17 protein-coding genes and 1 riboswitch are annotated in these 17,165 nt (G+C 70.1%); of the genes, 4 read left to right on the top strand and 13 right to left on the bottom strand.

Going from position 1 to position 17,165, the window contains the following annotated elements; all coding sequences use genetic code 11:
• Window positions 1-19: 19 nt before the first annotated feature.
• The 6 genes from OG205_RS41075 to OG205_RS41050 form a co-directional block, all read right to left on the bottom strand.
• Window positions 20-1,399: a cobyrinate a,c-diamide synthase gene (locus OG205_RS41075; protein WP_330273185.1), complete on the bottom strand. Its 1,380-nt coding sequence runs from the start codon at window positions 1,397-1,399 to the stop codon at window positions 20-22.
• Window positions 1,393-2,007 (bottom strand): cob(I)yrinic acid a,c-diamide adenosyltransferase, encoded by a 615-nt coding sequence (gene cobO / locus OG205_RS41070; RefSeq protein WP_330273184.1) that lies wholly within the window; start codon window positions 2,005-2,007, stop codon window positions 1,393-1,395. The genes OG205_RS41075 and cobO overlap by 7 nt, the downstream gene beginning before the upstream one ends.
• 69 nt (window positions 2,008-2,076) lie before the next feature.
• Window positions 2,077-3,981 carry a putative cobaltochelatase gene (locus OG205_RS41065; RefSeq protein ID WP_330273183.1) on the bottom strand — a complete coding sequence of 635 codons (1,905 nt, stop codon included), beginning with the start codon at window positions 3,979-3,981 and terminating at the stop codon, window positions 2,077-2,079.
• A 38-nt stretch (window positions 3,982-4,019) separates the two neighbouring features.
• A riboswitch (cobalamin riboswitch) is annotated at window positions 4,020-4,135 on the bottom strand.
• A gap of 147 nt (window positions 4,136-4,282) precedes the next feature.
• Window positions 4,283-4,807 carry a hypothetical protein gene (locus OG205_RS41060; RefSeq protein ID WP_330273182.1) on the bottom strand — a complete coding sequence of 175 codons (525 nt, stop codon included), beginning with the start codon at window positions 4,805-4,807 and terminating at the stop codon, window positions 4,283-4,285.
• 76 nt (window positions 4,808-4,883) lie between these two features.
• Window positions 4,884-5,843, bottom strand: coding sequence for a threonine aldolase family protein (locus OG205_RS41055; RefSeq protein ID WP_330278338.1), 960 nt, complete (start codon window positions 5,841-5,843; stop codon window positions 4,884-4,886).
• Window positions 5,844-5,853: 10 nt separating this feature from the next.
• The gene (locus OG205_RS41050; RefSeq protein ID WP_330273181.1) at window positions 5,854-6,360 is read right to left on the bottom strand and encodes a helix-turn-helix domain-containing protein; all 507 of its coding nucleotides are present in this window, start codon (window positions 6,358-6,360) and stop codon (window positions 5,854-5,856) included.
• 84 nt (window positions 6,361-6,444) lie between these two features.
• On the opposite strand from OG205_RS41050, the gene OG205_RS41045 reads away from it, so the two are divergent.
• Entirely contained in the window at window positions 6,445-7,278 is an 834-nt protein-coding gene (locus OG205_RS41045) for a quinone oxidoreductase family protein (RefSeq protein WP_330273180.1), read from the top strand.
• Here the strand turns inward: OG205_RS41045 and OG205_RS41040 are convergent.
• Window positions 7,262-8,323, bottom strand: a complete 1,062-nt coding sequence (locus OG205_RS41040; RefSeq protein ID WP_330273179.1) for a hypothetical protein — start codon at window positions 8,321-8,323, stop codon at window positions 7,262-7,264. The genes OG205_RS41045 and OG205_RS41040 overlap by 17 nt on opposite strands.
• A gap of 43 nt (window positions 8,324-8,366) precedes the next feature.
• On the opposite strand from OG205_RS41040, the gene OG205_RS41035 reads away from it, so the two are divergent.
• The gene (locus OG205_RS41035; RefSeq protein ID WP_330273178.1) at window positions 8,367-9,560 is read left to right on the top strand and encodes an 8-amino-7-oxononanoate synthase; all 1,194 of its coding nucleotides are present in this window, start codon (window positions 8,367-8,369) and stop codon (window positions 9,558-9,560) included.
• On the opposite strand, the gene OG205_RS41030 is transcribed toward OG205_RS41035, so the two are convergent.
• Both OG205_RS41030 and OG205_RS41025 read right to left on the bottom strand, forming a co-directional pair.
• A complete protein-coding gene (locus OG205_RS41030; RefSeq protein ID WP_330273177.1) occupies window positions 9,514-9,972 on the bottom strand; it encodes a GNAT family N-acetyltransferase in 459 nt (152 codons plus the stop codon). The two genes, OG205_RS41035 and OG205_RS41030, sit on opposite strands and share 47 nt — an antisense overlap.
• Window positions 9,973-9,985: 13 nt before the next feature.
• The gene (locus OG205_RS41025; protein ID WP_330273176.1) at window positions 9,986-10,720 is read right to left on the bottom strand and encodes a serine protease; all 735 of its coding nucleotides are present in this window, start codon (window positions 10,718-10,720) and stop codon (window positions 9,986-9,988) included.
• Window positions 10,721-10,868: 148 nt separating this feature from the next.
• Between OG205_RS41025 and OG205_RS41020 the strand changes: the two genes are divergently transcribed.
• The gene (locus OG205_RS41020; protein ID WP_330273175.1) at window positions 10,869-11,477 is read left to right on the top strand and encodes a LysE family translocator; all 609 of its coding nucleotides are present in this window, start codon (window positions 10,869-10,871) and stop codon (window positions 11,475-11,477) included.
• A gap of 5 nt (window positions 11,478-11,482) precedes the next feature.
• Here the strand turns inward: OG205_RS41020 and OG205_RS41015 are convergent, their stop codons facing one another.
• Window positions 11,483-12,388 carry a hypothetical protein gene (locus tag OG205_RS41015; RefSeq protein ID WP_330273174.1) on the bottom strand — a complete coding sequence of 302 codons (906 nt, stop codon included), beginning with the start codon at window positions 12,386-12,388 and terminating at the stop codon, window positions 11,483-11,485.
• A 32-nt stretch (window positions 12,389-12,420) separates the two neighbouring features.
• Between OG205_RS41015 and OG205_RS41010 the strand changes: the two genes are divergently transcribed.
• Window positions 12,421-14,616, top strand: a complete 2,196-nt coding sequence (locus OG205_RS41010) for a tetratricopeptide repeat protein (protein ID WP_330273173.1) — start codon at window positions 12,421-12,423, stop codon at window positions 14,614-14,616.
• On the opposite strand, the gene OG205_RS41005 is transcribed toward OG205_RS41010, so the two are convergent.
• From OG205_RS41005 to OG205_RS40995, 3 genes are read right to left on the bottom strand one after another with little or no spacing between them, the layout of a single operon-like run.
• Window positions 14,588-15,313 carry a S1 family serine peptidase gene (locus OG205_RS41005; protein WP_330273172.1) on the bottom strand — a complete coding sequence of 242 codons (726 nt, stop codon included), beginning with the start codon at window positions 15,311-15,313 and terminating at the stop codon, window positions 14,588-14,590. The two genes, OG205_RS41010 and OG205_RS41005, sit on opposite strands and share 29 nt — an antisense overlap.
• A gap of 23 nt (window positions 15,314-15,336) precedes the next feature.
• Window positions 15,337-16,113 (bottom strand): S1 family peptidase, encoded by a 777-nt coding sequence (locus OG205_RS41000; protein WP_330273171.1) that lies wholly within the window; start codon window positions 16,111-16,113, stop codon window positions 15,337-15,339.
• Between the two features lie 15 nt (window positions 16,114-16,128).
• Window positions 16,129-17,151 carry a M48 family metallopeptidase gene (locus OG205_RS40995; RefSeq protein ID WP_319977491.1) on the bottom strand — a complete coding sequence of 341 codons (1,023 nt, stop codon included), beginning with the start codon at window positions 17,149-17,151 and terminating at the stop codon, window positions 16,129-16,131.
• Window positions 17,152-17,165: the final 14 nt, after the last annotated feature.

Raw genomic sequence — 17,165 nt, 5'->3', positions numbered from 1 at the left:
GGGGGTTTCGGGGAGAGACTTAAGCGATGACCGTACCGTCTGCCACTCCTGCCACGAACGGGTGGCAGGCCCGCACGAATCGGGCTACGGCCTCCGGATCACCGGCGGGGTGCGTGTGCAGGTACGACGCGTGCACGCCGCCCACCACGAACCCCTCGGCGACGGGCCGTGAATCGACGCCGCGCCAGTGCCACGCGGGCGGGGTGGAGTGCGGTGTGGACAGCTGGGTCCGGTGGAACTCGTGGCCGGTCACGCGGCTGCCCGGCGGGTGCAGCGGTGAGCTCGCGGAGGCCACCGCGTCCCGATAACCGAGGGTCAGCTTCGGGGTCATGAACCCCTCGGCGTCGAGCACGCCGCACATCGGGTGCCCGTCCAGTGATCTCGCGAGGTACAGCAACCCTCCGCACTCGGCGTGGACCGGCGCACCCGAACGAGCGAACCGAGCCACTGCCTCGCGCAACTTCGCGTTGCCTGACAAAGCTTCCGCGTGTTGCTCCGGAAATCCGCCGGGCAGGACGAGGCCCGCCGTGCCCTCCGGAAGGTCTTCGTCGTGGAGCGGATCGACGACGGCGACGGCCGCTCCCGCCGCCTTCAGCACCTCGACGTGCTCGGCGTAGCCGAACGTGAACGCCGCTCCGCCCGCCACGGCGACCACCGGTTCGTTCGCGACGCGGTCGACCTGGGGTTCCCACGCGGCGACGGCCATCGCGGGCACCGACGAGGCCAGCCTGCGCACCGCGTCGAGGTCGACGTGCTTGCCCACCGCGGCGGCGATCGCGTCGACCGCGGCGACGGCCTCCGGACCGTGCTCCGCCGCCGTCACGAGCCCCAGATGCCGTGAGGGCAAGGAGAACTGCGGATCGCGCGGCAGCACGCCGAGCACGTCGAGGCCGACCTCGTCGCACGCCGACCGCAGCACCTGCTCGTGCCGTTCCGAGCCGACCTGGTTGAGGATCACGCCGCCGAGCCGGACTGTGGGGTCGTAGCCGCGGAAGCCGTGCAGCAGCGCGGCGAGCGACCGGCTTTGCCCGCGTGCGTCCACGACGAACAGCACGGGTGCGTTGATCAGCTTGGCCACGTGCGCGGTCGAGCCGATGCCGGCGGTGTCGATGCGGCCGTCGAACAGGCCCATCACGCCCTCGACGACGGCGATGTCGCAGCCCTTGGAGCCGTGCGCGAACAGGCCGGGGATCCGGTGCTCGCCGACCATCACGGGGTCGAGGTTGCGGCCCGGCCTGTTCGTGGCGAGCGAGTGGTAGCCGGGGTCGATGTAGTCGGGTCCCACCTTGAACGGCGCGACCCGCGACCCGGCCTGGCGCAACGCGGCCATCAGGCCCGTCGCGACGGTGGTCTTGCCGCTGCCCGAGGCCGGGGCCGCGACGACCAGCCTGTTCACCACTCGATCCCCCGCTGGCCCTTCTGCCCGGCGTCCATCGGGTGCTTGACCTTGGTCATCTCCACCACGAGGTCGGCGGCGTCGATGAGCTTCTGCGGCGCGTACCGGCCGGTGATGACGACGTGCTGGTGGCCGGGCCGGTTCGCCAGCGTCTCCACGACCTCGTCGACGTCGATCCAGCCCCAGTGCAGCGGGTAGGTGAACTCGTCGAGCACGTAGAAGCCGTGGCGTTCGGCGTTGATCCGGCGCTGGATCTCGTGCCAGCCCTCGAGCGCGGCGGTGGCGTGGTCGTCCTCGGTGCCCTGCTTGCGGGTCCAGGACCAGCCCTCGCCCATCTTGTGCCACTCGACCGCGCCGCCCTCGCCGGTCTCGTCGTGCAGCCGGCCGAGCGCCTTGAACGCGGTCTCCTCGCCAACCTTCCACTTGGCGGACTTCACGAACTGGAACACGCCGATGTCCCAGCCCTGGTTCCAGCCGCGCAGCGCCATGCCGAACGCCGCCGTCGACTTCCCCTTCATCTCACCGGTGTGCAGCATCAGCAACGGCCGGTTGCGGCGCTGCCGGGTGGTCAGGCCGTCCTTCGGCACCTCGGTGGGTTGTCCTTGAGGCACTGGGTTCTCCTTGCTCGTTGGTCGCTGCTCCGCAGACTCCGGTGAGGTCGCCCGGAGTCTGGCGCGAACTCACGCGGCCCGGACGACGCCGGCGAGGTGGTCGGCGCTGAGCTGGTCGAGCTTCACGCAGGTGCCCTGCAACGCCTCGGCGATCTTCTGCGCGAGGCCGAGGCGGACGTGGCCCTGTTCGCAGTCGACGACCACGACAGCGGTCTTCTCGAGCAGGGTCGCGGCCTTGAGCGCGTCCTTGGTCGGGTCGCCGCCCAGGCCGGACGACGTCGCGCGGCCGTCCGTCAGCAGCACGACGAGCGGGCGCTTCTGCGGGTCGCGCATCCGTTCGATCTCCAGGACGCGGTGGGCCTTCATCAGGCCGTCCGCAAGCGGGGTCCGGCCTCCGGTGCGCATCTTCTTGAGCCTGGTGGCCGCCGCGTCCACGGAGGTCGTCGGAGGCAAAGCGACTTCGGCCTGGGTGCCGCGGAACGTCACCACGCCGACCTTGTCCCGGCGCTGGTAGGCGTCGCGCAGCAACGAGATCACCGCGCCGCTGACGGCCGACATCCGCTTCTGCGCCGCCATCGAGCCGGACGCGTCGACGACGAACAGGACGAGGTTCGACTCCTTGCCCTCCCTGACCGCCTTGCGCAGGTCGGAGGCGGTGAGCAGCAGTCCGGGGCCACTGCGGCCACGCGCTCGCTGGTGCGGCGCGGCGTTCGTGAGCGTGTCGACCAGGTGCAGCCCGTTGCCGTCCACTTTGGACGATCGGACGATCCGGCCGGTGCGGGCGCGGGCCCGGGAACGCTTGCCCGGCGCGCCCTCCCCGACTCCGGGGACCTCCAGCAGGCGTGCCTTGAACGCGGGCGACGGCTCCGGTGCCGGACGGTCGCCGGGCGCGTTCCCGTTGCCCTTCGGGCCTTCCTGCGGCTCGGGCAGCTCGCCACCGCCGGGACCGTCGTCGTCCGGGCCCTCGTCCGGCTCTTCCGCGTGCTCGGCGGCCTGGCGCATCGCGTCTTCGAGCTGCTGCTCCTCGATGCCGGGCTCGTCGAACGGGTCGCGGCGGCGCCGGTGCGGCAGGGCAAGCCTGACCGCGGTCTCGACGTCGGTCTCCTCGACGCTTTCGGCACCTCGCCACGCCGCGTGGGCAGTCGCCGCACGGGCGACGACGAGGTCCGCGCGCATGCCGTCGACCTCGAAAGCCGCGCAGACAGCGGCGATCCGGCGCAACTCACTGTCCGGAAGGGACACTCGCGGCAGCTTCTGCTGGGCGTCGGCGATCTGCTGCTTGAGCTTCGCGTCCTCCGCCTCCCACTTCGCCGCGAACGTCACGGGGTCGGCCTCGTAGGCGAGCCGGCGCCGGATCACCTCGGTGCGCACGCTCACGTCCCGCGCCGCCTTCACCGCCACGGTCAGCCCGAACCGGTCGAGCAGCTGCGGCCGCAGCTCGCCCTCCTCGGGGTTCATGGTGCCGACCAGCAGGAACTGCGACGGGTGCGAGACCGACACACCCTCGCGTTCCACGTGCGCGCGCCCCATCGCGGCGGCGTCGAGCAGCAGGTCGACCAGGTGGTCGTGCAGCAGGTTGACCTCGTCGACGTAGAGCACGCCCCGGTGCGCCGAGGCCAGCAGCCCTGGCTGGAACGCCCGGACGCCCTCGGTCAGCGCCTTCTCCAGGTCGAGCGACCCGACCAGTCGGTCCTCGGTGGCGCCGACGGGCAGCTCGACGAGCTTGGCCGGCCGCCGTTCGACGCCGTCGTGGGGCCCGTCGGGGCAGTCGGTGCTGCCGGGCACGCAGCCGAAACGGCAGGCTCGAGACACGTCCAGTTCGGGCAGAAGCGCGGCGAGGGCACGCACGATGGTCGACTTCGCGGTCCCCTTCTCGCCGCGGACGAGAACGCCGCCGATACCGGGATGTACGGCGTTCAACAGCAGGGCAAGCCGGAGGTCGTCATGGCCGACGACAGCCGAAAAGGGGAACATGCTCGGCGAAGTCCTTCCTCGGGTGTCCACGCCCGCGGTCGGTGATCAAGAGGGGAACGAGTTCCTGACTCCCGGTTCTCTCACTACCGGTCACAGTCGCGGGACGGCGCCGGATTCGCACCGGCTTCCTCGCACTCCCCTCACAGCCCCGGCATCGTCGCATTTCGCACCGCCGGGTCCAACAGCCAGGTGAGCGACGTCGCGTCAGGAATGCGGTAGTCTTGGCTTGCGCAGTCGCACTAGCGCTGTGAAGTGGACCCGGCAGCCTTCCGGACGGTGGGTGGGCCGGGTTTCGCGGTTTTCAGAGGACTTCCACCGCGGTCACCAGTGGCTCCACTCGTTTCTTCCAGTGCCCACCGCGATGCCAGCACCACGCGATCGCGTCGGGCAACGCCAGCAAGGGCTCCTCGTGGGCGCGATGGTGCCGGTAGACGAGCGTGTCGTGACAGCCGAGATCTCGAACACAGCGGTAGAGCAGCTTCTTGTCCGCCTCCAGGACGGAATCGTCCTGTTCGAGCACCAGCATCGAGACACCGGAACCGGCGAGGTCGGCGACCAGGCGAACGAGGCAGGCATCACGCTGGCGCCGGCGGGCGTGCGCTGACCCGTCGTAGATCGTGACCTCGGACGCGATCTCCACGACGACGTCGAGGATCTGCTTCCTCCGCTGGTCGGACTCCTTGTGGAAGTGGATGCGCCGTTGGTTGGCCATGATCAGGCCTCGGACGATGCGACGAGCGGACGCGAGGTCACCGGGCACCAACGCGGCAGCAGTGACCAGGTAGCCCTTCTCCTTGGTCTCGTCCACGAACACGTGGGCGGTCATGCCGAACTGCCTCCTGATCACATCCCGAGATCTGATCGTGACAGAAGGCTTGGCGACACGATTGAGCGACGTCGCCCTAGATCAGGCTCTGGAACTCCGCCCAGGCCTCCGCGACCTCGTCCGCCGTCCACTCCAGCGCGGGCTCGGCGATCGTGATCTCGTTCTTCGCGAGCATGCCGTCCCGCCAGAAGTTGCCGAGGAACTTGCCGCTCACCTCGGTCAGCCGCTGCGGGTCGCCGGGCAGGTGCAGCGCGAACTGGTGGGTGTGCGGCTCGGGCAGGCCCATGGCGGAGGCCACGACCTTGGCGTGCTCGACGTAGGTGCCCAGCCGGGGCAGCACGGTGTCCAGGCCGTGCAACGCGGACAGCGCCGCCGGCCACTGCTGGAACAGCATGCCGCCGTACCGGTGCCGCCACACCCGTGCCTGGTCGACGAAGTCCTGGGTGCCGGCGAGCGCCGCGCCGGAGATGCCTTCGAGGGACTTGTAGAACGACACGTAGACCGAGTCGAACAGGCCCGCGATCTCGGGCAGCGGTTTGCCCAGGCCGAAGGTGCTCTCCCACAGCCTGGCGCCGTCGAGGTGCACGACCGCGTCACGTTCGCGGGCCGCGTCGACGAGCGAGGTCAGCTCGTCCCAGGTCGGCAGGACGAAACCGGCCTCGCGGTCCGGCACCTCCAGCAGCAGCGTCCCGTACGGCTCCGGGCAGGTGGCGACCTCGGAGTTCGCCACCTTGATCGGGCGCAGACCGGACAGCACGGTCAGCGCGTCGTCCTCGTGGTTCAACGGATGGGCTTGCGGGTGCATCGCCACGATCGGGTTGTGCGTGCGGTCGGCCCAGCACCGCAGCGCGATCTGCTGCGCCATGGTCCCGGTCGGCACGAACAGCGCGGCCTCGGTGCCCAGGAGCTGTGCGACCCGCGTCTCCAGCGCGCCCACCGGGCCGCCGTCGCCGTAGCGGTCGGGGTCGACGTCCGGAACCGGGCCGAGCCTCTCCAGGAGCGTCTTCTTGCGGGTTCCGGAGAGCTGTCGGTTCATCACCAACGCATCAAACCTCAGCGGCGAGCGTGTCCGCGAGCGAGATAACGCCTGCCCTGATTTCCTGAGCCGTCATGCCCTGGGCCAGCAGGAACTCGATGTGCTCGCCCCGCAGCACGGCCAGCACGGTGTGCGCCTTGAACGTCGAGCCGACCAGCCGGGCCAGCCGCTCGACGGTGATCCGGAAGTTGCCCTCGCAGCTGCGCACCGTCGTCCGTTCCACGGCGATGACCAGCGGCAACGACGCGAGCACGTGGTCGAACAGCGTGCCGGCGAACTCTCCGGCGGAGCGGCACTCCAGCGACGCCGTCTGGATCCAGGAGGCGGCCGTCTCGTCGACCACGGCCCTGACCAGGCCCGCCTTGTCGCCGAACCGCCGGAACACGGTGCCCTTGCCGACGCCTGCCGCCGTGGCCACGTCCTCCACCGACACGGCGTCGATGCCGCGCTCGCCGATCAGCCGGGTGGCGGCGGCCAGGATCGCGGCCCGGTTGCGGGCGGCATCGGCACGTTCCAACGAACTCTCCCTTGACACGAGCGGACCGGCAGTCCGTATTCTAGCAAACGGACCAGCGGTCCGCTTATCCAGGGGAGGCAGCGAATGAAGGCAGTGCGGTTCCACGAGTTCGGCGGGCCCGGGGTGCTGAAGGTCGAGGAGGTGCCGGATCCGGCCGGCGACACGCTCGTCGACGTCACCGCGATCGGGCTCAACTACGGCGAGACGGTGATCCGCCGGGGCAAGGGCAAGGAGCTGTTCCCGTGGTATCCGGGACCATCGCTTCCCGTCACCCTCGGCTCGGAAGTCGTTGGCACCACAAGAGAAGGCCGACGGGTCATGGGTGTGCCCCGCGACGGGGCCTACGCCACCAAGGCCGTCGTCGAGCACCCGATCGACGTGCCCGACGACGTGAGCGACCACGAAGCCCTTGCTCTACTGCTGCAGGGCACCACGGCGGTCGCGGCAGCCAAGGCGGCCCGCATCCAACCGGGCGATCGGGTGCTCGTGGAGGCGGCGTCCGGTGGCGTCGGCGGTCTGCTCGTGCAGCTCGCGGAACGGGCGGGCGCGACCGTGCTCGCGGCGTCCAGCAAGGGCGGTCTCGGCTACGACTGGGACGGCCTCGACCCGGTCGACGTCGTCTTCGAGTCCATCGGCGGCGAGGTCGGGAAACGCGCGTTCGAGCTGCTCAAGGACGGCGTCGGCCGCATGGTCGTGTTCGGCTACGCGAGCGGCGAGCCGTTGGACGTGACGGCGAGCGACATCTTCCGCAAGGGCGTCGCGGTCATGGGCCTGCCCCGCGACGTCACGCCGGAAGAGGTGTTCGAGCTACAGCTCAAACCGATCCTCGGCGACGTCTACCGGCTCGACGAGATCGCCGAGGCGCACAGTGCGCTCGAAGCCCGCACCACGACGGGCAAGCTCATCGCGCGACCGTGACCGACCGGGGCGCCCGGAACGACAGCAGCTGAAGCCACTCCGGCTGCGAGCCGTCCAGCCGCAACGACGGCTCGTGCTCGGCCACCGTCCGCAACGTCACCGCGGCCTCCAACCGAGCCAGCCCGGCGCCGAGGCAGAAGTGACGGCCGTAGCCGAACGCCAGATGCCGGGGATCGGTCTCCTTGCCGCTCAACAACAACACGAGCTCCGCACCGGCAGGCACGCGCACACCGGACAGCACGACGTCACGCGCGGTCAGCCGCCGCCACGTCACCACGGGCGTCTCGGTCCGCAGCACGTCCTCGACGAAAGCCTCAGCCACACCAGGCGAACCCAGACGCGCCCACAACGCGCGGTCCTGCAACGCCCGGCGCAACGCCGTGGACAACAACTGGGTCGTCGTCTCCTGGCCCGCGATCAGCAGGAAGTAGCACAGGCCGGCGGAGTCCTCAGCGGACACTCCGGCATCGGCCAGCGCGCAGAACAACTCGCCGTCACGGGCGTGGTAGCGCTTGATCAGCCACTGGTGGAAGTCGCCGACGTCGTCGACCAGCTCCAGCTGCCGTTCACGCGAAACGTCGCCCCAGAAGAACTCCAGCGACCCGGAGCTCCACCGCTTCAACGTCGGGATGTCGACGTTCTCCAGCCCCAGCAGGTCCATCAGCACGATCGCCGGGAGGTCCCACGCGAGCGAGCGCACGAGATCCGTGCCACCCAGCCGTTCCAAAACCAGGGAACGGATGCGAGGCTCCGCAGCGGCAACGCGAGCCGGAGTGAAGAACGACGCGACGAGGTGGCGCAACTGAGCGTGCGAGTCGGAACCGTTGTTCGCCAAGGTCGGCGGCAGGGAAAAGCGGGCGCGAACCAGGGAACGCAACGCGGCCGTGCCGACCGGAGTCACGGCGGTCAGCGCGTTGTCGGGCAGGTAGGTGACCGGATCGGCCAGCACGGCGCGGACGTCGTCGTAGGCCGACACCACCCAGCGTCCGCCGAGGAACTGCACCGGCGAGGTGAGTTCGGCGCGCGTGAAGGTGAACAGGTCCACGAGCGGCACGCTAGCGGGCGGATGGGAGACTCACGCGGTGACCGTGAGCACAACTGAGGCGATTTCCAGTGGTGGTGAGTCGACGCTCGACTGGATCGACACCCGCTCCGAAGCGCGAGTCAAGGCTGGCCTGAGCCGGCGGCTGCGGCCGCGCACGTCGGACTCGACGGACCTCGACCTCGCGAGCAACGACTACCTGGGGCTCGCCAAGGACAAGCGCGTCGCGGGTGCCGCGGCCGCCGCCACGCTGAAGTGGGGTTCCGGCTCGACGGGATCACGCCTGGTCACGGGCTCGACGGAGCTGCACGCCGAGCTGGAGTTCGAGCTCGCGAACTTCTGCGGCTCGCAGTCCGCGCTGGTGTTCAGCAGCGGGTACATGGCGAACCTCGCCGCGGTCACGGCGCTGACGGGCCCCGGCACGGCGATCGTCGCTGACCAGCACATCCACGCGTCGCTGATCGACGGCACGCGCCTGTCGAAGGCCGACGTCGTCGTCGCGGACCACTGCGACGTCGGCAAGGTCCGGCACGCGCTGGAGACGCGCGGCAAGCGGCGCGCGATCGTCGTCACGGACTCGGTGTTCAGCGTCGACGGCGACATCGCCCCGCTGAACGAGCTGCACGAGGCCTGCCGCGCGACGGGTGCGGCGCTGGTCGTGGACGACGCGCACGGACTCGGTGTCGTCGGACCCGGTGGCCGGGGCGCGGTCGCCGAGGCGGGCATCATCAAGGCGCCGGACGTGATCACCACGCTGACGCTGAGCAAGTCGCTGGGTGCGCAGGGCGGTGCGGTCCTCGGCCCGAGCCGGGTGATCAAGCACCTGATCGACACCGCGCGCCCGTTCATCTTCGACACCGGTCTCGCGCCCAGCAGCGTGGCGGCGGCCCTCGCGGCGATCAAGATCCTGCGCGAGGAGCCCGACCGTCCCGAACGGGCGCTGACCGTGGCGCACGACCTGAGCAACCGCCTGAAGGAAGCCGGTTTCCAGGTCAGCACGCCGACCGCGGCCGTGGTGAGCGTGCGCGCGCCGTCGCCGGAGCAGGCGTTCCAGTGGGCCGAGAACTGCCGCGCGAGCGGTGTCGTCGTCGGCTGCTTCCGGCCGCCGTCGGTGCCGGACCAGATCAGCAGGCTGCGGCTCACCGCGCGCGCCGATCTGACCGAGGCCGACATCGAGCGCGCGGTGCGCGTGATCAGGGAGAGCGCCGCATCCGCAGGTGTGGAATCCCGTCCTCGATGAACTCGGCGCCCTCGGCGACGAACCCGAACGACGCGTAGAAGTCGGCGACGTACGTCTGCGCGTCGAGCACTGACGGCGCGGTGCCGATGTCCACCAGCGCGGCCTGCATGAGGCGACGGCTGAAGCCGCGGCCACGGGCCATGCGCGCGGTGGCGACGCGTCCGACGCGGAACGTGCCGTCTGCCTCTTCGAGCAGTCGCAGGTACGCGAGCGGCTCGTGTGATCCCTCGGACTCCAGCCAGAAATGCCGTGTGCCCTGGTCGAGATCGCGACCGTCGACGTCCGCGTAGACGCAGTTCTGCTCCACGACGAAAACGTCCTGGCGCAGCCGCAAGATCGCGTAGAGCTGGGCGGGGCTCAGGTCGAGTCCCCACTGACGGCGCAGGGTGGCCGGAAACTGTGTGGTTCGCACCTGGTCGTGGATATCAGAAGCCCAGCGTCTGCCGGTAGTGAGCGAGCCGGGTGTAGACACCAGGTTCATCTGCGCGTGCGCAGCCGCGGCCGAACGACACGACGCCCGCGAGCCTGCCGCGCACCACGAGGGGCCCGCCGGAGTCGCCCGTGCAGGCGTCCCGGCCACCTCGCCCGGCGCACAGCATCGCGCCCGGCCGGTAGTCCGGTTCCTTCAGCAGGCACTCGGAGTCGGACAGGATCGGCACCGTCACCTTGCGCAGCGACATGGCGGGCGGGGTGTTCTCGGCGGTGCGGCCCCAGCCGAGCACCACGCCGTCGTCACCGACCTCGCCGAGCGCGATCGTCCGGTACGGCACCGGGTTCGCGAGCGTCAGTATCGCCACGTCGTCGCCCTTGGTGACCTCGACGTAGTCGGGGTGCCGCCACACGCTCGCGACCGCCGCGTCGACGCCTTCGGCCTTGTCCCGCAGGTCGGTGCGGCCGGCGACCACGCGCAGCTGCTCGGCGGGGCGCTGGTTCTTGCCGAGCACGCCCTTGAGCGTCACGCAGTGCGCGGCCGTCATGACCTTGTCCGGGGCGACGAGCGCGCCACCGCAGATCAGCTGACCGTCCGTGGTGGTGATCGCCACAACCCACGGGGTGTCGGCCACCCGCGCGGGTGTCCCCCCAACGATCGCATCAGCGGACGAACCACCGCTGACCAGCGCGATCACCGCTACCAGCACGGCACACCGCTTACCCCTCACGGACCACTCCTCGTTGCGCCAGGTGGACGATCGGTCACCAACGGTAGCGATCGCGCTAGGACGGCGTCAAAACCGGAGATTCTCGTGTTAATGTCCCATCAGGCCGGAGATTTTGCGGTCTATGACTTAGATCACGGGGGTATGTACGGTGTTGTTCGACTTCGGCCAGGTTCCGGCCTTTCTCATCGCGTGCGCGGTCGTCATCGTGACCCCCGGTGTCGACGCGTTCCTGCTGCTGCGCACGTCACTGCGGTCGGGCACCCGCGCCGGACTGCTCGCGCTGGGCGGCATCCACTCGGCCGCGGCGGTCCAGGTCGCACTGGTGATCTCGGGTCTCGGAGTGGTGCTCGCGCAGTACCCGATGGTGCTCACGGCGCTGCGCTGGATCGGCGCCGGCTACCTGCTCTACCTGGCGATTTCCATCACGCGCGGCCTGATCAAGCGCTCCGGCGGCGAGCCGGAGGAGGTCATGAGCACGCGGCCGTTCCGGCAGGGCTTCCTGACCAACATCACGAACCCGAAGATGATCCTGTTCTCGCTCGCGTTCCTGCCACAGTTCATCGGATCGGGTGAACCGGCGCCTCAGCTCGCGATGCTCGCCGTCGTGTTCCTCGGACTGGCGGCGGTGTGGGAGCTGATGATCGTTCTGGCGGCCTCACGGGTGGCCGGGAAGCTCAAGCGACCCGGTGTGACGACCGCGCTCGACGCTGTCTGCGCGGCCGTCTTCCTCACCATGTCGGTCGGCTTGGTGCTCTAGTCAGCTCACGCGGCGAGGTGGAAGTACCACCGCTGGAGCTGCGGGTTCCGGGGGATCCTGTCGTACAGGTACAGGGGCGAACCGGGCGTGAGGTAGTTGCCCTTGGCAACGTTGCGGAGCAGGTAGCCGCCGAACAGGTCGGGCCCCTCCACCTGCCACCGCTGCTGCGGATCGGTCGTGGCGCAGTCCCCTGCCAGGTCGACGCTCTGCACCGCGGTCGTCCCCGGCTTGGGACGCAGGCAGCGCTCACCCACCTTGAGCTGGATGACCCCACCGCCCAGTTCGACCCGCTGGTACGGCGCCCCAGGGCACACGGCCATGGCGGCACCGCCGGCGCAGTTGTCGGTCTTCTCGACAGCCCACCACCGGGAGTTCTCCAGGGTGACCAGCGCACCGGTGGTGTCCGGCAGCGGCGTCACCGAACCGACCTCGGTCACGACCCAGCGCTGGTGGTCGCTGTCCTGCTCGGTGTCCGGGATGATCTTGAGGTCGTACTCGTCGTACCAGGTCGTGTCGGCGTACCCGTTCCACGTGGCCAGCTTGAGCCTCGTCGCCCCGGACGCGTCGGTGACGAACTCCCAGCGCTGGTGCCGGTCGTTCTCGTCGCACCGGTCCGTGACGAGGGAGAACTCCCCGTCGACGCACCACCGGTCGGCCACGTTGCGCAGGAAGAACTGCCCGTTCGGCAGGCCGACCTTCTCCCACCGCTGGGTGTCCGCGCCGGTGCAGGCAGCCATCTCGACCTGGAAGTAACTGCTCCTGGCCGAGGTCATGCACTGGTCGCGGGCGACGCCCTTGACCTCGATGATCGGGTTCCCGGCGGGCTCGGCGCTCGCGGGAACTGTGGTCATTGCCCCCAGGGTGAGCGCGGCCGCGATGGCGGCGACGACACCCAATGATCTTTTCCCCATGCCCCGCACGCTACGGACCTACGATCGGGTTCGTGGCGGATCGACTGCAGTCACTGCGGGACGCGCTGGCCGCACGTCCCGGCGAGCCCGTGCCGTTCGACGTGCTGGCCGCCGAGGTGTGGCCGGACGAGCCGCCGATGCATCCGCGGGCGGCGTTGCGGACGCTGGTCAGCCGGTTGCGCGGCATCGAGCAGGTGATCACCGAACCGACCGGGTACCGGCTGGTGCCGCGGCCGCCCGCGCCGTGCCAGCTGCCCGCGGACCTGCCGGACTTCGTCGGCAGAAGAGAAGAGATCGCGCGGCTGGAGCTGATCGACGCGCCGGTGCGGGCGATCACCGGGCTGCCCGGCGTCGGCAAGACCGTGCTCGCGATCAGGGAGGCGCACCGGCTGCGGCCCGAGTTCCCGGACGGGCAGCTCTACGTCAACCTGCGCGGCTTCTCCACCGGGCCGGCGATGACGGTCGGGCAGGCCCTGGAAAGGTTCGTGAAGGCGCTGGGCGGCGGGCCGAACGACGACTACCACGAGCTGCTGCGGAACCGGCGGGTGCTGGTGGTGCTCGACAACGCGACCGCCGAGGTGATCGAGCCCCTCCTGCCGGCCGCCCCCGGCTGCGCCGCGCTGATCACGAGCCGCCAGGACCTGCCGCAGTTCGCGCAGGTCAACCTGTCCGTGCTGGCCGAGCAGGAGGCACGGGAGCTGCTCAAGGGCATGCGGGTCGAAGGGGACACGAGCGAGCTGATCGGGCTGTGCGCGCGGCTGCCGCTGGCGTTGCGGATCGCCGGGGCGAACCTCGCCGGGCGGCACCTGCCGGACTACGTCGAGGAGCTGCGCGAGCACCGCCTCGAAGCGTTGGAGATCGAGGACGACGACACGGCCGTGCAGGCGACGTTCGACCTCTCGTACCGCAAGCTCTCGCCGCGGGCGCGCAGGACGTTCGACTTCCTCGGCGCGGTGCCCGGCCCGGACATCCCGCGCGACCTGGCCGGCGCCGCGACCGACGAGCTGGTCGCGGCGAACCTGGTGCAGCAGAACAACAACCGCTACCAGCTGCACGACCTGCTGCGCCTCTACGCGCACGAACGGGCGACCGAGCAGGACCGGCAGACGGTGTTCGACTGGTACCTCAGGCGGGCCGACGGCGCCGAAGCACAGCTGCAGGTCGGTTTCACCCGGCTGCTTCCGTCCACTCCGGACTCCGTCGCGTTCGCGGACCGCGACGCGGCGATGGCCTGGTTCGAGGCGGAACGGCCGAACCTCGTCGCGCTCGCCGAGGACCACCCCGACGCGGCGCTGGTGGTGGCCACGAGGCCGTACCTGCTGCTCACCGGCCAGTACGCCGACCTGCGCACGATCGCGCGCGCCGCGTTGGACGGCGGCGAGACCGGGCGGCGCGCGGCGGCGATGCGGGTCTGCCTCGCCTACCTCGACTGGCGGTCCGGCGAGCACCGGACGGCGATCGAACACAGCGAACGGGCCATCGACGAGTACCGCGCCGCCGGTGCGCAGGCCCCGGAGGCCACCGCGCTCAACATCCTCGCCGGGATCCACCACGACCTCGGCGACCTCGCCCGCGCTCGCGAGCACCTCGCGTCGGCGATCGAGCTCTACGGGCCCAACGGCATGCGGTCGCAGCTGATCGGCGGTCTCGGCAACCTCGGGCTGGTCGACCTGGAACTCGGCAGGCTCTCCTCCGCCGAGGACGCGCTGCGCCGGTCCGTCGAACTGGCCAGGGAGATCGACGACTGGCAGCACCTCGCGAACGGCCTCAACAACCTCGGCGTGGTGCTCGCGGCCCGGCAACGGCACGCGGACGCGGAAGCCGCGTTCAGCGAGTCCCTCGACCTTTCGCGCCGGCACGGGCTGCGGCCGATCGAGATGTCCGCGCGGGTCGAGTACGCGGAGCTGCTCATCGCCGTCTGCCGCCGCGAAGAAGCCCGTGACCACGCCGAACGCGCGCTCGAACTGGCGGGCGACGACGACCTGTTCATCGAGGTCGACGCCTGCCTGGTGCTCGCGGAGATCAACCGGTCGGTCGCCGGGTACGACGAAGTGCTGCGCCGCGCGGCCGACGCCGGGTTCCGCATCATCGAGGTGCGCGCGCTGGCGGGCAAAGCCGCGTTGACGCAGGACGAAGCGTTGTACGACAAGGCGATCGAACGAGCGGAGAGCGCGGGACTGCGCCACCGGGCCGACCTGGTCAGGAAACTCCGCTCAGGTACGTCGTGACGCGCGTGTAGACGCCGGGCGCGTTCGGACGGGCGCAGCCGATGCCCCACGACACGATGCCCGCCAACCGGCCGTCGACCACGAACGGACCACCGGAGTCGTCGACGCACGCGTCGATGCCGCCGTCGGGATATCCCGCGCAGAACATGGCCTGGGCGTCGTAGCGCGCGTAGGTCGCGGCGCACTGCTCGTCCGGCATGATCGGCACGTAGGCCTTGTGCAGCAACGGACTCTTGGCCGTGTCGTTCTCCGCCTGCCGCCCCCAGCCGTACACGACACCGACGCTGCCGTTCATGTAGACGCCCGGTGCGGCGACCGGCAGCGTCCGGTACGGCATCGGCTCGGCGAGCGTCAGCAGGGCGATGTCCTTGCCACGCGAGGGAGTCGAATAGCCGTCGACGAGTTCGTACGACGTGGCGACCGAGGTGGATCCGCCGTCGGTGCGCAGGTCGAGCCGCCCACCGACGACGGTGATCGAGCCGGGAGTGCGGCCCTGGACGCAGTGCGCCGCCGTGACCACCTGCCCGGGACCGAGGAGCGCGCCACCGCAGAACTGGTGGCCCGACGACGTCGTCAGCGCCACCATCCACGGCACCTCACCGGCGTTGTCCACCACTTCACCGCCGACGATCCGAGGTGCGGCGTGAGCCGGGATCACCGTGATCACGAGCAGGACCAGAACCGCCAGCAGTCGCATGTGGACCAGCAGAGCCCAGCGGCCTACGGGTCGACAACCCCAGGCGGCGAAGCATCCACGACCGAGTGAAGATCCTTGGCGTAGCGGGAGATCCGGACGTACACGCCGGGCTTGTTCTTGCGCGCACAGCCCTCGCCCCACGACGTGACGCCGACGAGTTTGCCGTCCACCACGATCGGGCCGCCCGAGTCGCCCTGGCAGGTGTCGACCTTGCCGCCCTCGTAACCCGCGCAGAACATGTCCGCCTTCACGAACTGCGGGTAGGTGTCGACGCAGAAGTCGTCCGGCAGCACCGGCACGGTGGCCTGCATGAGGAAGCGGGACGTCTTGCCGTTCTCCGCCGTGCGTCCCCAGCCGAGCGCGCGCAACTGCGTTCCTGGCTGGTAGAGCGCCCGATCGGACAGTTCGGCGAGCGGCAGCGGCCGGTACGGCAGCGCTTCCTTCAGCGTCAGGACGGCCACGTCCTCGCCCTCGTCGGCGGAGACGTACTGCTTGTGGATCCAGATCTTCGTGACGATCGCCGTCACCCCGGCCGTGCGGTCCTGCTTGTCCTCGCGGCCCGCGACGACCTTCAGCTCACTCGGCGAGCGGCCGAGCGCGCAGTGGGCCGCGGTGAGCACCTTCGCCGGCGCGACGATCGTGCCACCGCAGAACTGGCCGCCGCGGTCGTCGACGAGGTAGACGGCCCACGGGTTGGCCTCGATGGAGGCCCGCTCACCGCCAACGACCTGCTCGTTGGCGGCGGCGGTGCCCGTTGAAGCGAGCAATGAGGAGAGAACCAACACCAGGAGTCGTCTCATGACTCCAGATGGTAGCTACTCCGCTGGGCCGTTCGGAGCAACCTTGCTCCAGACCCTGCCTGCCGCGCCCATGACCGACTCACCGATGTCGTTGATCGTCTTGATCAGCGGGTCGGCGGAGTTGCTCATGGAGTCCTTGTAGGACCGGGCGGCGGACTTGATGTCGTCGCCGAGGTTCGTCGTCGGCCTGTCGTCCTCACGGCGCGCGTAGGTGCCCGTGAGGATCTCGCGGTACTCCTCGCTCGCCGACCAGCGCTGCAGTTCGGCGGCCCGCACCACGACCAGCGGGTGCGTGCGGGTCTCGGTGTGCAGGAGCTTGAGGATGCTGTCGCGAATGTCCTCGACCTCCTCGTACTCCTTGGCCTGGGCTAGGAACGACGCGATGTCGACCTGCTGACCGAGGTCGCCCGCGAGCGCGAGGTGCGTGCGCAGCGCGGCCTGCGGGTCCTGGCAGGCCAGCAGGCCCGCCCGGTCGCAGGACAGCTCGGTCTTGCGCTGCCACTCGCGCAGCGCCGCGATGACCGCCCGCATGGCGATCGCACCCGCGGGCACCCACGCGAACGACGTCGTGAGGTCGACCAGCCTGCGCAGCAACGTGTTGTAGAGCGCGTGGCCCGACATCGCGTGGCCCATCTCGTGACCGATCAGGAAGCGCAGCGACTCGTTGTCGAGCAGATCGACCGAACCGGTGCTGATCACGATGAACGGCTTGTCGATGCCGTAGGTGTAGCCGTACGCCTGCGCGTTGCGCTCGACGAAGAGCTCGGGCACCTCCGCGAGGTCGAACGTCGCCGCCACCTCGTTGCGGATGCGGTCGAGCGTCGGGTACTGCTTGGGGCCCACTCGGACGGAGGACGCCACCTGAAGCAGGCGCTCACCCCGCTCGGTGAAGGCTCCGGCGACCGCCTTGAGGATCGGTGCCACGGCGGGCACCGCCCTCAGCACCGCGAGGGCGCCTCGGTCGGCAGGATGCTCATAGGCGCGTGGGCTGATGCCCGGGAACCGCACCCTCGATGATTGCTCAATATCCCCCGTCACTCCCCCAGGTTAGA

It is taken from the genome of Lentzea sp. NBC_00516 (assembly GCF_036346835.1).
Lineage (GTDB): Bacteria > Actinomycetota > Actinomycetes > Mycobacteriales > Pseudonocardiaceae > Lentzea > Lentzea sokolovensis.
The sequence above is the reverse complement of the archived record's forward strand: the minus strand, read 5'-3'. Positions and strand labels throughout refer to the sequence as shown.

Coding starts and splice junctions, on each gene's coding strand:
- OG205_RS41045 (WP_330273180.1), top strand. CDS start 6,445: ATGAAGGCAGTGCGGTTCCACGAGTTCGGCGGGCCCGGGGTGCTGAAG.
- OG205_RS41005 (WP_330273172.1), bottom strand. CDS start 15,313: ATGCGACTGCTGGCGGTTCTGGTCCTGCTCGTGATCACGGTGATCCCG.
- OG205_RS41060 (WP_330273182.1), bottom strand. CDS start 4,807: ATGACCGCCCACGTGTTCGTGGACGAGACCAAGGAGAAGGGCTACCTG.
- OG205_RS41065 (WP_330273183.1), bottom strand. CDS start 3,981: ATGTTCCCCTTTTCGGCTGTCGTCGGCCATGACGACCTCCGGCTTGCC.
- OG205_RS41055 (WP_330278338.1), bottom strand. CDS start 5,843: ATGAACCGACAGCTCTCCGGAACCCGCAAGAAGACGCTCCTGGAGAGG.
- OG205_RS41015 (WP_330273174.1), bottom strand. CDS start 12,388: ATGGGGAAAAGATCATTGGGTGTCGTCGCCGCCATCGCGGCCGCGCTC.
- OG205_RS41000 (WP_330273171.1), bottom strand. CDS start 16,113: ATGAGACGACTCCTGGTGTTGGTTCTCTCCTCATTGCTCGCTTCAACG.